The sequence below is a fragment of the Mixta gaviniae genome (genome assembly GCF_002953195.1).
Lineage (GTDB): Bacteria > Pseudomonadota > Gammaproteobacteria > Enterobacterales > Enterobacteriaceae > Mixta > Mixta gaviniae.
This window is the reverse complement of sequence record NZ_CP026377.1, coordinates 3,499,372-3,512,535: the sequence shown is the minus strand read 5'-3', so window position 1 is coordinate 3,512,535 and position 13,164 is coordinate 3,499,372. Positions and strand designations below refer to the sequence as shown.

Below are 13,164 nucleotides of genomic sequence, written 5' to 3'. Positions count from 1 at the left end.
CGCGATCTGAGACGCGCATCTCCTCTGATGCCAACAGGGATAAGGGCTAAGCGCAAATAAATAGCGGATGAAAAAAACGAAATTTGCGCGTAAAAATGGGGGCTTTTGGCGATTATTTTCCACAGAAAATGGCGCAGGCGAAAACAGAATTGACCGGGTGAGGAGGGTTATTTCGGACGGTACTATTTAGAATAAAATAAATATTATTAATGCGAGAAAGGCGCATTAAATAAAATGGAGCGCCGCAGCGCCCCGTTAATATTCAGAAATCCCAGTCCTCATCCTCGGTTTCCACTGCTTTACCGATGACATAAGAAGAGCCGGAGCCGGAGAAGAAATCGTGGTTCTCATCGGCGTTGGGCGACAGCGCGCTGAGGATCGCCGGGTTGACCTGGGTCATTTCCGCCGTGAACAGCGCCTCATAGCCCAGGTTCATCAGCGCTTTGTTGGCGTTGTAGTGCAGGAACGTTTTTACCTCCTCCAGCCATGGCGTATCGCCATACAGCGCCTCGGTATAGGCTAATTCATTCTCGTAAAGCGCCATCAGCAGATCGACTGCAAACTGCCGCAGCGCCTCGCGTCGCGTCGCATCCGCCAGCTGCAGTCCTCTCTGATACTTGTAACCGATATAGTAGCCATGCACCGCCTCGTCACGGATAATCAGCCGGATCAGATCGGCGGTGTTAGTCAGCTTGCCGCGGCTTGACCAGTACATCGGCAGCCAGAAGCCGGAGTAGAACAGAAACGATTCAAGGAAGACGCTGGCTATCTTCTTCTTCAGCGGATCGTCGGCGCAGTAGTGCTGCTGGATCAGGCGCGCTTTGTTCTGCAGCGGCGTGTTCTGCTCGCTCCAGGCGTAAGCCGCGTCCACCTCGCCGACCGGGCAGAGCGTGGAGAATATCGAACTGTAGGATCGCGCATGCACCGCCTCCATAAAGCTGATATTGGACATCACCGCCTCTTCGTGCGGCGTCAGCGCATCACGCATCAGCGCCGGCGCACCAAGGCCGTTCTGCACGGTATCCAGCAGCGTCAGGCCGGTAAATACGCGGATGGTCAGCTGCTGCTCCGCCTGGCTCAGGCTCTGCCACGACGGCAGATCGTTTGAAAGTGGCACCTTCTCCGGCAGCCAGAAGTTGCTGGTCAGACGGTTCCAGACCTCTAAATCTTTATCATCTTCGATGCGGTTCCAGTTTATCGCCTGGATGCGTTTCAGCGTTTGCATAATCTCATCACTTCCGTTTACAGCGAGCAGGAGACGCAGCCCTGCACCTCGGTGCCTTCCAGCGCCATCTGGCGCAGGCGAATGTAATACAGGGTCTTGATCCCTTTTTTCCAGGCGTAGATCTGCGCACGGTTGATATCGCGCGTGGTGGCGTCATCACGGAAAAAGAGCGTCAGCGACAGCCCCTGATCGACATGCTGCGTCGCCTCGGCATAGGTATCGATAATCGCCTCCGGGCCGATCTCATAGGCGTCGCGCCAGCGGTGCGCATTTTCGTTGGTCATAAAGGGTGCCGGGTAATAGACGCGCCCGATTTTGCCCTCTTTGCGGATCTCAATACGCGACACGATAGGGTGAATGCTTGAGGTGGCGTGATTGATATAAGAGATGGAGCCGGTCGGCGGCACCGCCTGCAGGTTCTGGTTATAGAGACCATCGCGCATCACCGCCGCGCGCAGCCTCTGCCAGTCCGCCTGATCGGGCAGATGGATGTTGGCGTCGGCGAACAGCCGGGCGACACGTGCGGTGCGCGGCCGCCACGCCCGCTCAATATACTTCGTGAAGTAATCGCCGCTGGCGTAGCGCGACTGTTCGAAGCCGCCGAAGCGCTGTTGCCGCTCACGCGCCAGCTGGTTCGAGGTGCGCAGCGCATGGTAGGTAACGCAGTAAAAATAGAGGTTGGTGAAATCGAGCGCCTCCGTCGACCCGTAAGCGATGCCTTCACGCATCAGATAGCCGTGCAGGTTCATCTGTCCCAGCCCGATGGCGTGCGACTGCGCATTGCTGTGCGCCACCGACGGCACCGACTGGATATCGCTCATATCTGAGACCGCGCTCAGCCCGCGCACCGCAGTCTCCACGGTGCGCGCAAAGTCGGGAGAATCCATCGCGTGCGCGATGTTCAGCGACCCGAGATTGCAGGAGATATCTTTGCCAAGCGTCTGATAGCTCAGATCCTCGTGATAGCGCGAGGGGGCGTTGACCTGCAGGATCTCCGAGCAGAGGTTGCTCATATTGATGCGTCCCGCCACTGGATTAGCGCGGTTTACCGTATCCTCGAACATCACATAGGGATAGCCCGATTCAAACTGGATCTCCGCCAGCGTCTGGAAAAAGGCGCGTGCGTTAATAAAGGTTTTGCGGATGCGATCGTCCGCCAGCATCTCATCATAACGCTCGCTGATGCTGATATCAGCGAACGGCTGGCCGTAGATACGCTCGACATCGTAGGGCGAAAACAGCGCCATCGGCTGGTGGTCCTTCGCCAGCCGGAAGGTGACGTCGGGGATCACCACGCCCAGCGACAGCGTTTTGATGCGGATCTTTTCGTCGGCGTTCTCCCGTTTGGTATCGAGAAAGCGCAAAATATCGGGATGGTGCGCATGCAGATAAACCGCACCCGCGCCCTGACGCGCGCCCAGCTGATTGGCGTAGGAGAAAGCGTCCTCCAGCATTTTCATTACCGGGATCACCCCGGATGACTGGTTTTCAATGCGCTTGATCGGCGCGCCCGCTTCGCGCAGGTTAGAGAGCAGCAGCGCCACGCCGCCGCCGCGCTTCGACAGCTGCAGCGCGGCGTTAATCGCGCGGCCGATCGATTCCATATTGTCTTCAATACGCAGCAGGAAACAGGAGACCAGCTCGCCGCGCTGCTGTTTGCCGCCGTTGAGAAACGTGGGGGTCGCCGGCTGAAAGCGGCCAGAAAGCATCTCCTCCAGCAGCGCGGCGGCCAGCGCGCGGTCGCCCTGCGCCAGCGTCAGCGCCACCATGCAGGCGCGATCGGGAAAATCTTCCAGATAGCGTTTGCCGTCGAAACTCTTCAGCGCATAGCTGGTAAAGAATTTCCACGCGCCGAGAAAGGTCTGGAAGCGATAGCCCCAGCCCGCCGCCTGCTCAAACAGCTGGCAGACGAACCCAAACGGATAGGCATTCAGCACCGCGGCTTCATAATAGCCTTCCTCTACCAGATAGCGCAGGCGCGCCGCCGTTGAGCTGAAGGTCATACTGTTGAGCAGCACATGCTGCAGATAGAACTGGCGCGCCGCCTCGCGATCCTTATCAAACTGGATCCGGCCCTGCGCGTCATACAGGTTAAGCATGGCGTTAAGCGCGTGGTAGTCAGGCGTAATCGCCGTCGGCGCTAGTTCTGGGCTGTCTGTCGTTGCCAAAATTCGGTTACTCCCGCTTTTACGTTGGCGATATCGTCGGCGGTTCCCATCAGCTCAAAACGGTAGAGGTAGGGAACCTGACATTTTTGCGCAATGATGTCGCCGGCCAGGCAGAAGCCGGTGCCGAAATTACGGTTGCCTGCGGCAATCACGCCGCGCAGCCGGCGCCGGTTGGCTTCATCATTCAGAAATTGGATCACCTGGCCCGGCACCGCGCCGCGTGCGCCGCCGCCGCCGTAGCTCGGCACCACCAGGATAAACGGCGTCTCTATCTGCAGACGCTGCTGTTTATCGATCGGAATGCGCCGCGCCGGCAGGCCAAGGCGAGTGATAAAACGGTGCGTGTTCTCCGACTGGCTGGAAAAGTAGACCAGGGGAAACATCGTGCTTACTCCTGCGCCAGCGTCAGCTGCGCCAGACGCATAATGTGGTCGGGGCGAAAACCGCTCCAGTGTTCGCTATCGGTCATCACTACCGGCGCCTGACGGTAGCCGAGCGCCATCACTTGCGCGGCCGCTTCCGGCTCTTCGTCCAGATTGACCAGCCGATAGCACAGCCCCTGCTTATCCATCATGTTTTTCGTGGCGTCGCACTGCATGCAGTGATGCTTAGTGAAAATGGTAATGATCATGATTCGTATTTACCTCTTGCGTCCTGATACGCTATTCTGAGCGGCTACGGCGCGGTGGCGGTCAGGCGGTCATAACAGCATATTGTGTGTATTTGATTGAGTAGATACTAGATGTAGGCTTTTTGTTTTTCAACCACGCAAAATCCAGGCCTAAGCGCCAGCCGTGACGCAGAGCGCGCCAGCGCCGGAACAGGAGAGAAAACTTTTTTTTCGGGGCCGGGTTGAGGGCAGAGCAGGGATCGGGAGAAGCGGCCGGAAGCCAATATGTGCTACCAGGCACCACTCGCAGCCCGGCGGTTCGCTGCAGGCAAAAAAATCCCCGCACGCGGCGGGGAGGGGGAACAGGGTGGAGCGGGGAATTAGCGGCGGGAAGCCAGCAGCGCGCCGATAAAAATCCCTACCGCCGCACCAACGCCTGCGCCGTGCCACGGTTTTTCATGGATCCAGCCATCCACCTGACGGCCGGCGTCATATGCCGCCTGGCTGACGCGATTGCGGCCCTGCATTTTGGCACGCGTCTCTTTCAGCAGCGCCTCCGCCTTGCTGCGCGCCGCGTCGATATCGTCCTGCGCTTTGCTGCCGTAGGATTTCAGTAAATCATCCAGCGTATCCGCCAGCACAGAAACATCCTGATGAATATCCACGTCGTCATTTTTCGTTGTTTGTTTAAACATTTTTCTCATCCCTTTGCTGAATAACGTAATACTTAGTGTAGACCATCTACCGCAAGCGTAGCGTGAAGCGTCGTCAGCGGCCGGCTTTCTGGATAATTCTGAATGCCCCTGGCCGCCGCGCTGTTGTAAGGTTGCGAAGCTTTATAAGAATGAGAGGATTGAGCATGTATTTACGACCAGATGAGGTGGCACGCGTCCTGGAAAAAGCGGGGTTCGAAATGGATACCGTGACGCCGAAAACCTATGGCTATCGCCGCGGCGAAGATTATGTGTACGTTAACCGCGAAGCGCGCATGGGAAGAACCGCACTGGTCATTCATCCGACGCTAAAAGAGAAAAGCCTGAACTACGCCGATCCGGCGTCGGAAATTAAAACCTGCGATCACTACACGCGTTTCCCCATGTACCTGATGGGCGACAGCCAGGATCACTACGGCATTCCGCACGGTTTCAGCTCGCGCGCCGCGCTGGAACGCTACCTGCAGAGCATGTTCGATTAATTCCGCGCGCGTCCCCATCTCTGCTCACCGCCGTCGCTCCCCGTAGCCGTTCGCCTTACGGGGAACCCCCCTTTTTACGCCCTCCGGGGCGCCCGTTGCGTTTCACCGTTTGCATTCTGCTGCCGGGGCAGGTATAAAACTTGCCACATTTAGAAGTTTAGACGTCCATACGGATAGACAAGCATGCAGTCAGAACAGCCGCAGGGCGGCCAATTTAAACGCAGTATGAAAGCGCGCCATCTGGTGATGCTCTCGTTGGGCGGTGTGATCGGCACCGGCCTGTTCTTCAACACCGGTTATATCATCTCCACCACCGGTGCGGCGGGCACGCTGCTCGCCTACCTGATCGGCGCGCTGGTGGTCTGGCTGGTGATGCAGTCGCTGGGCGAGCTATCGGTAGCGATGCCGGAAACCGGCGCGTTTCACGTCTACGCCAGCCGTTATCTCAGCCCGGCCACCGGCTATACCGTCGCCTGGCTCTACTGGCTCACCTGGACGGTAGCGCTCGGCTCCAGCCTGACGGCCGCCGGCTTCTGCATGCAGTACTGGTTTCCGCAAACGCCGGTCTGGCTCTGGTGCCTGATCTTCTGTCTCGCCATCTTCCTGCTGAACGTTATCTCGACGCGCTTTTTTGCCGAAGGGGAGTTCTGGTTCTCGCTGATTAAAGTGATCACCATTCTCGCCTTTATCGTGCTGGGCGGCTGCGCGGTGTTCGGCCTGATCCCGTTAAAAGACGGCACGCCGGCGCCGTTTTTCCATAACCTTACCGCCTCCGGCTGGCTGCCGCACGGCGCGCTGCCGATCCTGATGACCATGGTGGCGGTAAACTTCGCCTTTTCCGGCACCGAGCTTATCGGCATCGCCGCCGGCGAAACGGAAAACCCGCATAAAGTGGTGCCGATGGCGATCCGCACCACCGTAGCGCGTCTGATCATCTTCTTTATCGGCACGGTGCTGATTCTGGCGGCGCTGATCCCGATGGATCAAGCGGGCATCGTCAAAAGCCCGTTCGTACTGGTGTTTGAAAAGATCGGCATTCCCTGGGCTGCGGATATTTTTAACTTCGTGATCCTGACGGCGATTCTGTCGGCGGCCAACTCCGGCCTCTACGCCTCCGGACGCATGCTCTGGTCGCTCTCCAACGAAGGCACGCTGCCGCGCTGCTTCTCGCGCCTGACGCGCCGCGGCATCCCGCTGGTGGCAATCGGCGCCAGCATGCTGGGCGGGCTGCTGGCGCTCTTCTCCAGCATCGTCGCCGCCGATACCGTCTACGTGGCGCTTTCGGCCATCTCCGGTTTTGCGGTGGTAGCGGTCTGGCTCAGCATTTGCGCCTCGCACTATGCGTTTCGCCGCCGCTATCTGCGCGAAGGCGGAACGCTGGACGGGCTGAAGTATCGCGCGCCCTGGTTCCCGCTGACGCCGATTCTCGGCTTTGCGCTCTGCCTGCTGGCCTGCGTCGGGCTGGCGTTCGATCCGGCGCAGCGCATCGCGCTGTGGTGCGGGTTACCCTTCGTCGCCCTCTGTTACGGCGCTTACTCTCTGACACAACGCAACAAGCGGGAACGCGCTAAGGAAACGGAACATGCTGTTTGACCCCATCGCCGATCTACTGCAGCGCCACGATACGCTGATCCTCGACGGCGCGCTGGCGACCGAGCTGGAAGCGCGCGGCTGTCAGCTGGCCGATGCCCTCTGGTCGGCGAAAGTGCTGCTGGAGAACCCGCAGCTGATTTATCAGGTGCATTACGATTACTTCGCCGCCGGCGCGCAGTGCGCCATCACCGCCAGCTATCAGGCGACGCCGCAGGGCTTCGCCGCGCGCGGCCTGAATGAGGCGCAGTCGTGCGCGCTGATCGCCCGCAGCGTCGAGCTGGCGCAGCAGGCGCGGCAGGATTACCTGACGACGCATCCGCAGGCGGCACCGCTGCTGGTGGCGGGATCGGTCGGGCCGTACGGCGCGTTTCTCGCCAACGGTGCCGAGTATCGCGGCGACTACGCGCTGCCGCAGGATGACATGATGGCGTTTCACCGTCCGCGCATCGCCGCGCTGGCGGCGGCGGGCGTCGATCTGCTGGCCTGCGAAACGCTGCCTTCTTATGCCGAACTGGAGGCGCTGCTGGCGCTGCTGGCGGCAGAGTATCCTACGCTGCCCGCCTGGTTCTCTTTTACCCTGCGCGATAGCGAACACCTTTCCGACGGCACGCCGCTGGCCGAGGCCGCCGCGCTGCTGGCGCGCTGCCCGCAGGCGGTGGCGCTGGGCGTTAACTGCATCGCGCTGGAAAAAGTGACCCCCGCGCTGACAGCGCTGCGCCGCCTGACGCACAAGCCGCTGCTGGTCTACCCTAACTCCGGGGAACAGTACGACGCGGTCAGCAAAAGCTGGCACAGCGCGCCGGCGGGCTGTGGGCTGCAGGACAAGCTGGCGGAGTGGCGGGCGGCGGGCGCCCAGATTATCGGCGGCTGCTGCCGCACTACGCCGCAGGATATCGCCGCCCTGGCCCATGGCTGCCGCACACACTGAGGGCGCAGGGCTGAAAAGGATATCGGCCCTAAGGAAAAACGGCGCGCTGCCGATTAGACTATTACCCAACCGTAAAAAATCAGGAAAGCGTATGAAACGCCTATTACTGGCGCTGGCGGCCGCCTCGCTGCTCAGCGGCTGCGCCACCATCGTTGGCTCGGAAACGCAAAGCGTGCGCATCGATTCCATTCCGCAGGGCGCGACCTTTGTGGTGCAGGATGAAACCGGCCGCCCCGTGGCGGAAGGCGTGACGCCGAAAACCGTCGAGCTGGCGAAATCCAACGGCAGCTATTTCGGCAAGAAGAGCTATCTGGTGATGCTGGAGCGTCCCGGCTATGTGCCGCTGACGCTGCGGCTGAAAGAGAAGGCGAACCTCTGGTATATCCTTGGCAACATTCCGCTGGGCGGCTTCCCCGGCTGGCTGCTGGTCGACCCTTTTTACGGCGGCATGTATAACATCGAACCGGCCAATGTTCAGCCGGTGATCAACCGCGTCGGCGCGCGCGCCGGCTGATCCCTCGCGCCGACGTCGTGGTCGGCGCCGGGCTTTACTGGGCGGTGGGCTTCACCATCGCGCCGGTATGCGCCTTGTGCTTTTCCAGATACTGATGCTGGAAAATGCACATGCGAATGGTATTGCGGTATTCGCCGTTAATAAAAAATTCGTGGCGCAGCACGCCTTCAATCTCAAATCCCAGCTTGCTGTAGATGTGAATCGCCTTTTCATTCTCCTGATCGACAATCAGGTAGAGCTTATAAAGGTTCAGCACCGAAAAACCGTAATCCATCGCCAGCCTGGCCGCCTGGCTCGCCAGCCCTTTGCCCTGATGGGTCGGGTCGATAATGATCTGGAACTCGGCGCGGCGATGCACATGGTTGATCTCTACCAGCTCCACCAGGCCCACTTTTTCGCCATCGTTTTCTACCACGAAACGGCGCTCGCTCTGATCGTGGATATGCTTGTTGTAAAGGTCGGATAGCTCGACAAACGCCTCATAAGGCTCTTCGAACCAGTAGCGCATCACGCTGGCGTTGTTGTCCAACTGGTGGACGAAATGAAGATCTTCCCGCTCAAGCGGGCGGAGTTTTACGCTCATAACGGCATCCTTGTAGTAAAAGCCGACGCGGGTCGGCGTCCTGCGTACAGGTAGGTGAAAGCAGCCCGTTCCGCACGGGCTGTCGGGCCATCAGCAGACGCCGAAATCGCCATCCTCGTGATAGGGGTTGACCGAACTGGCCGGTACTTCGATCTCTTTCTTATCCGCGTCGTCCACGCGCGCGCACCACAGCGTCTCGCCTTCTACGCGCACTACCTGCATTTTCGGGCCGCCGGTTTTCGCCTGCACAACATCATCTTTCTGGAACATGGTTTCTCCCTGGTTTGCGGTTAGTTACATTTTTTTCCTGCCCGTCGCGCGTGCGGCGGCGCGGGTTCGCTGGCCGTTGCACCGCGCAAAGGCGGTTGCCGGCAGGTGTTACTCAGCAGGCTAACTATACTGATAGTACATTTCAGAAAAACAGGAGGAAAGATGACCATTCATAAGAAAGGGCAGGCGCACTGGGAAGGCGATCTTAAACGCGGTAAAGGCACTATCTCCACCGAAAGCGGCGCGCTGGATCAGCAGCCCTACGGTTTCAATACCCGTTTCGAAGACAAGGCCGGCACCAACCCCGAAGAACTGATTGGCGCTGCGCACGCCGCCTGCTTTTCTATGGCGCTTTCAATGATGCTGGGTCAGGCGGGCCATACGCCGCAAAGCATCGACACCACGGCGGACGTCTCGCTCGATAAGCAGGGCGAAGGCTTCGCTATCACCAAAATCGCTCTCGACAGCGCCATTAAGCTGCCGGGCATCGATAGCGCCGCATTTGATGAGATTATCAATAAGGCGAAAGCGGGCTGCCCGGTTTCGCAGGTGCTGAACGCGGAAATCACCCTGAACTACCGCCTGGAAAACTGATTCGGCATTCTCAGGCCGCCGCTGCCGACGCAGGGCGGCTTTTTTGTGGCCTCTCTTCCACCGTTGCGCTGTACGTTTTCTGGCGCGCTTCAAAGAAAAAATCCTTTCCTTACGTTACGTTACGCGCTGGTTACTTAAGCGCGGTTAGCGGCATGTATGAATTCAACCTGGTACTGCTGCTGTTGCAGCAGATGTGTGTGTTCCTGGTTATTGCCTGGCTGATGAGCAAAACCCGGCTCTTTATCCCGTTGATGCAGGTGACGGTGCGGCTGCCGCACAAGTTTCTCTGCTACGTGGTCTTCTCCGTATTCTGCCTGCTCGGCACCTGGTTCGGGCTGCACGTTTCCGATTCCATCGCCAACACGCGCGCGGTGGGGGCGGTGATGGGCGGCCTGCTCGGCGGCCCGCTGGTCGGCGGGCTGGTGGGGCTGACCGGCGGGCTGCATCGCTATTCGCTGGGCGGCATGACCGCCGTCAGCTGTATGGTCTCCACCATTGTCGAAGGGCTGCTGGGTGGCCTGGCGCATCGGCTGCTGATCCAGCGCGGCCGCAGCCGTCAGGTGTTCCATCCGCTGACCGCGGCGATGGTGACGCTGGCGGCGGAGATGGTGCAGATGGCGATCATTCTGCTGCTGGCGCGGCCTTACGATGAGGCGCTGAAGCTGGTCTCCAGCATCGCCGCGCCCATGATGGTCACCAACACGCTCGGTGCCGCGCTCTTTATGCGCATTCTGCTCGATAAGCGCGCGATGCTGGAGAAGTACAGCTCCGCTTTTTCCGCCACCGCGCTGAAAGTGGCCGCCTCTACCGAAGGGATCCTGCGCCAGGGCTTTAATCAGGAGAACAGCATGAAGGTGGCGCAGGTGCTGTATCGCGAGCTGGAGATCGGCGCGGTGGCGATCACCGACCGCGAGCAGCTACTGGCCTTTACCGGCATCGGCGGCGATCACCATCTGCCGGGGCGGCCGATCTCCTCCCTCTGGACCCGACGCGCCATTGAGCGGGGCGAAGTGGTCTACGCCGACGGCAATGAGGTGCCGTACCGCTGTTCGCTGCATCCGCAGTGCAAGCTGGGATCGACGTTAGTGATCCCGCTGCGCGGCGAAAACCAGCGCGTGATCGGTACCATTAAGCTTTACGAGGCGAAGAACCGGCTGTTCAGCTCAATCAACCGCACCCTGGGGGAAGGCATTGCGCAGCTGCTCTCCGCGCAGATTATGGCGGGGCAGTATGAGCGGCAAAAGGCGCTGCTGACCCAGTCGGAGATTAAGCTGCTGCACGCGCAGGTCAATCCGCACTTCCTGTTTAACGCGCTCAATACGCTAATGGCGGTGATCCGGCGCGACAGCGAGCAGGCGGGCCAGTTAGTGCAGTATCTCTCCACGTTTTTCCGTAAAAACCTCAAGCGGCCCAGCGAAGTTGTCACCCTCGCCGATGAAATCGAGCATGTGAACGCCTATCTGCAAATCGAGCAGGCGCGCTTTCAGGCGCGTTTGCAGGTCACCCTGAGCGTGCCGGAGGCGCTGGCGCAGGCGCGGCTGCCCGCCTTTACGCTACAGCCGATTGTGGAGAACGCCATTAAGCACGGCACCTCGCAGCTGCTGGGCATCGGCGAAATCCGCCTCAGCGCGTCGCGCCAGCAGGATCGGCTGGTGCTGGAGATCACCGACAACGCCGGGCTTTACCAGCAAAAAAGCGGCGCGGGTGGGCTGGGCATGAGCCTGGTCGACAAGCGCTTGCGCGCCCGTTTCGGCGATGAGTGCGGCATCAGCGTACGCTGCGAGCCGGAGCGGTTTACCTGCGTGATCCTGCGTCTGCCGCTGGAGGAGAAGCTGTGTTAAGGGTACTGATTGTTGATGACGAGCCGCTGGCGCGGGAAAACCTGCGCGTGCTGCTGGAGCAGGCAGAGGATATCGCTATTGTCGGCGAGTGCGCCAACGCAGTGGAGGCACTCGGCGCGGTTCACCGGCTGCGTCCCGAGGTGCTGTTTCTGGATATTCAGATGCCGCGCATTTCCGGGCTGGAGCTGGCGGGAATGCTGGACGCGGCGCAGCGGCCGCATATCGTGTTCCTTACCGCCTTTGAGGAGTATGCGGTGCGCGCGTTCGAAGAACACGCTTTCGATTACCTGCTGAAGCCGGTGGAGAAGGGCCGGCTGGCAAAAACGCTGGCGCGCCTGCGCCACGCGCGCGGTGAACAGGATGTCGCGCGGCTGACGGAAAACCAGCCGCCGCTGACCTTTATTCCCTGCAGCGGCCACAGCCGCATCTGGCTGTTGCAGATGACGGAGGTGGCCTGCGTCAGCAGCCGGCTCAGCGGCGTTTTCGTTACCAGCGTCGACGGCGCCGAAGGGTTTACCGAGCTAACATTGCGCACGCTGGAGCAACGCACGCCGCTGACGCGCTGTCACCGTCAGTACCTGGTGAATATGGCGCATCTGAAAGAGATCCGCTTTCTGGAAAACGGCCAGGCGGAGCTGCTGCTGCGCGGTGGGCAGAAGGTGCCGGTCAGCCGCCGTTATCTGAAAAGCCTGAAAGCAGCGCTGGGACTGAAAAGCGCGTAGTTTTGCTCGTCATCAGCGCAGAGATCGCTATACTGCCCGCTTTAAATGCCGGAAGGGTGAGGAAGATCGCGATGATGAATAACGATGTGCTGCGTAGCCTGCGCTACATGCTGAAGCTGAACAATAACGAGATGGTCGCGATCCTGGCGCTGGCCGAAACCTCCGTATCGGCGGAGCAGGTGGCCAGCTATGTGCTGAAAGAAGAGGACGAAGGCTTTGTCGCCTGTCCGGACGTGGTAATGAGCTGTTTTTTAAACGGCCTGATTTATCACCGTCGCGGCAAAGATGAGAGTATGCCGCCGCTGAAGACGGAACGCCGCATCAACAACAATATTATTCTTAAAAAGCTGCGCGTGGCCTTTGCGTTAAAGACGGATGATATTCTCGAGATTCTCACCGCTCAGCAGTTCCGTATTTCCATGTCGGAAATCACCGCCATGATGCGTGCGCCGGAGCATAAAAACTACCGTGAGTGCGGCGATCAGTTCCTGCGTAATTTCCTGCGCGGCTTAACTGCCCGCCTGCGTCCAGCCTGAGAAGGACCGGTTTCTGCCTCTGCAGCGGTCTCTATTGTAATAAAAAACTGCCTGCGTCCGGCCTGAGAAGGGCCGGTTTCCGTTCCTGAAGCCAGATTGCGATCACTCTCCGGCGCGACCTTTGCGCCTCTTCATCGCGCTGCCAGCCGACGCTGGCCGAAATGGCTATGCGTGCCGGCTGTAGGGCCGCTGCAGCGGAATGGGCATTACTCTGATTAGTTACAACACACAATAAGCGTTATCTATCCTGCCGCGTCGCCCGTTATGTTGCGCTTTAGTCATTGCGACCGCGGCGTTACTCGCTTTTTCACGGCCGCTATCATCGCCGTCGCGGCGTTATCCGCTTTTTCACGGCCGCTATCATCGCCGCTGTGACGTTATCCAC

General features: G+C 59.6%; 15 protein-coding genes. 8 read left to right on the top strand and 7 right to left on the bottom strand.

What is annotated here, in order from left to right:
• Window positions 1-262 precede the first annotated feature (262 nt).
• The 5 genes from nrdF to C2E15_RS16430 all read right to left on the bottom strand — a co-directional run bounded on the left by nrdF (window position 263) and on the right by C2E15_RS16430 (window position 4,698).
• On the bottom strand, window positions 263-1,225 hold the full coding sequence (nrdF, locus tag C2E15_RS16450; RefSeq protein WP_104958324.1) for a class 1b ribonucleoside-diphosphate reductase subunit beta: 963 nt from the start codon (window positions 1,223-1,225) through the stop codon (window positions 263-265).
• Between the two features lie 17 nt (window positions 1,226-1,242).
• Window positions 1,243-3,393, bottom strand: a complete 2,151-nt coding sequence (gene nrdE / locus C2E15_RS16445; RefSeq protein WP_104958323.1) for a class 1b ribonucleoside-diphosphate reductase subunit alpha — start codon at window positions 3,391-3,393, stop codon at window positions 1,243-1,245.
• Window positions 3,366-3,776 (bottom strand): class Ib ribonucleoside-diphosphate reductase assembly flavoprotein NrdI, encoded by a 411-nt coding sequence (nrdI, locus tag C2E15_RS16440; RefSeq protein ID WP_104958322.1) that lies wholly within the window; start codon window positions 3,774-3,776, stop codon window positions 3,366-3,368. The genes nrdE and nrdI overlap by 28 nt, the downstream gene beginning before the upstream one ends.
• Window positions 3,777-3,781: 5 nt before the next feature.
• Window positions 3,782-4,024, bottom strand: coding sequence for a glutaredoxin-like protein NrdH (gene nrdH, locus C2E15_RS16435; RefSeq protein WP_104958321.1), 243 nt, complete (start codon window positions 4,022-4,024; stop codon window positions 3,782-3,784).
• A gap of 359 nt (window positions 4,025-4,383) precedes the next feature.
• Window positions 4,384-4,698: a DUF883 family protein gene (locus C2E15_RS16430; protein WP_104958320.1), complete on the bottom strand. Its 315-nt coding sequence runs from the start codon at window positions 4,696-4,698 to the stop codon at window positions 4,384-4,386.
• Window positions 4,699-4,862: 164 nt separating this feature from the next.
• Between C2E15_RS16430 and C2E15_RS16425 the strand changes: the two genes are divergently transcribed.
• From C2E15_RS16425 to C2E15_RS16410, 4 genes are all read left to right on the top strand, one after another.
• The gene (locus tag C2E15_RS16425) at window positions 4,863-5,198 is read left to right on the top strand and encodes a DUF2002 family protein (protein ID WP_038624593.1); all 336 of its coding nucleotides are present in this window, start codon (window positions 4,863-4,865) and stop codon (window positions 5,196-5,198) included.
• A gap of 183 nt (window positions 5,199-5,381) precedes the next feature.
• Complete coding sequence (gene mmuP / locus C2E15_RS16420) at window positions 5,382-6,791, top strand: S-methylmethionine permease (protein ID WP_104958319.1); 1,410 nt, start codon at window positions 5,382-5,384, stop codon at window positions 6,789-6,791.
• Window positions 6,781-7,719, top strand: a complete 939-nt coding sequence (gene mmuM, locus C2E15_RS16415) for a homocysteine S-methyltransferase (protein WP_104958318.1) — start codon at window positions 6,781-6,783, stop codon at window positions 7,717-7,719. The genes mmuP and mmuM overlap by 11 nt, the downstream gene beginning before the upstream one ends.
• Window positions 7,720-7,810: 91 nt before the next feature.
• Entirely contained in the window at window positions 7,811-8,233 is a 423-nt protein-coding gene (locus C2E15_RS16410) for a hypothetical protein (protein WP_104958317.1), read from the top strand.
• 34 nt (window positions 8,234-8,267) lie between these two features.
• On the opposite strand, the gene speG is transcribed toward C2E15_RS16410, so the two are convergent.
• Window positions 8,268-8,816 (bottom strand): spermidine N1-acetyltransferase, encoded by a 549-nt coding sequence (gene speG, locus C2E15_RS16405; RefSeq protein WP_104958316.1) that lies wholly within the window; start codon window positions 8,814-8,816, stop codon window positions 8,268-8,270.
• A gap of 90 nt (window positions 8,817-8,906) precedes the next feature.
• Window positions 8,907-9,086, bottom strand: a complete 180-nt coding sequence (locus tag C2E15_RS16400) for a DUF2158 domain-containing protein (RefSeq protein ID WP_104958315.1) — start codon at window positions 9,084-9,086, stop codon at window positions 8,907-8,909.
• Window positions 9,087-9,248: 162 nt separating this feature from the next.
• Between C2E15_RS16400 and C2E15_RS16395 the strand changes: the two genes are divergently transcribed.
• From C2E15_RS16395 to C2E15_RS16380, 4 genes are all read left to right on the top strand, one after another.
• Window positions 9,249-9,680, top strand: a complete 432-nt coding sequence (locus C2E15_RS16395) for an OsmC family protein (RefSeq protein WP_104958314.1) — start codon at window positions 9,249-9,251, stop codon at window positions 9,678-9,680.
• Window positions 9,681-9,832: 152 nt separating this feature from the next.
• The gene (locus C2E15_RS16390) at window positions 9,833-11,521 is read left to right on the top strand and encodes a sensor histidine kinase (RefSeq protein WP_104958313.1); all 1,689 of its coding nucleotides are present in this window, start codon (window positions 9,833-9,835) and stop codon (window positions 11,519-11,521) included.
• The gene (gene btsR / locus C2E15_RS16385; RefSeq protein WP_104958312.1) at window positions 11,515-12,243 is read left to right on the top strand and encodes a two-component system response regulator BtsR; all 729 of its coding nucleotides are present in this window, start codon (window positions 11,515-11,517) and stop codon (window positions 12,241-12,243) included. The genes C2E15_RS16390 and btsR overlap by 7 nt, the downstream gene beginning before the upstream one ends.
• A 71-nt stretch (window positions 12,244-12,314) precedes the next feature.
• Window positions 12,315-12,779, top strand: a complete 465-nt coding sequence (locus C2E15_RS16380; RefSeq protein WP_104958311.1) for a YehS family protein — start codon at window positions 12,315-12,317, stop codon at window positions 12,777-12,779.
• Window positions 12,780-13,164: the final 385 nt, after the last annotated feature.

Excerpts from the sequence above, each read along its gene's own strand:
- nrdF (WP_104958324.1), bottom strand. The coding sequence starts at position 1,225 with ATGCAAACGCTGAAACGCATCCAGGCGATAAACTGGAACCGCATCGAA.
- nrdI (WP_104958322.1), bottom strand. The coding sequence starts at position 3,776 with ATGTTTCCCCTGGTCTACTTTTCCAGCCAGTCGGAGAACACGCACCGT.
- nrdH (WP_104958321.1), bottom strand. The coding sequence starts at position 4,024 with ATGATCATTACCATTTTCACTAAGCATCACTGCATGCAGTGCGACGCC.
- C2E15_RS16430 (WP_104958320.1), bottom strand. The coding sequence starts at position 4,698 with ATGTTTAAACAAACAACGAAAAATGACGACGTGGATATTCATCAGGAT.
- C2E15_RS16425 (WP_038624593.1), top strand. The coding sequence starts at position 4,863 with ATGTATTTACGACCAGATGAGGTGGCACGCGTCCTGGAAAAAGCGGGG.
- mmuP (WP_104958319.1), top strand. The coding sequence starts at position 5,382 with ATGCAGTCAGAACAGCCGCAGGGCGGCCAATTTAAACGCAGTATGAAA.
- mmuM (WP_104958318.1), top strand. The coding sequence starts at position 6,781 with ATGCTGTTTGACCCCATCGCCGATCTACTGCAGCGCCACGATACGCTG.
- C2E15_RS16410 (WP_104958317.1), top strand. The coding sequence starts at position 7,811 with ATGAAACGCCTATTACTGGCGCTGGCGGCCGCCTCGCTGCTCAGCGGC.
- speG (WP_104958316.1), bottom strand. The coding sequence starts at position 8,816 with ATGAGCGTAAAACTCCGCCCGCTTGAGCGGGAAGATCTTCATTTCGTC.
- C2E15_RS16400 (WP_104958315.1), bottom strand. The coding sequence starts at position 9,086 with ATGTTCCAGAAAGATGATGTTGTGCAGGCGAAAACCGGCGGCCCGAAA.
- C2E15_RS16395 (WP_104958314.1), top strand. The coding sequence starts at position 9,249 with ATGACCATTCATAAGAAAGGGCAGGCGCACTGGGAAGGCGATCTTAAA.
- C2E15_RS16390 (WP_104958313.1), top strand. The coding sequence starts at position 9,833 with ATGTATGAATTCAACCTGGTACTGCTGCTGTTGCAGCAGATGTGTGTG.
- C2E15_RS16380 (WP_104958311.1), top strand. The coding sequence starts at position 12,315 with ATGATGAATAACGATGTGCTGCGTAGCCTGCGCTACATGCTGAAGCTG.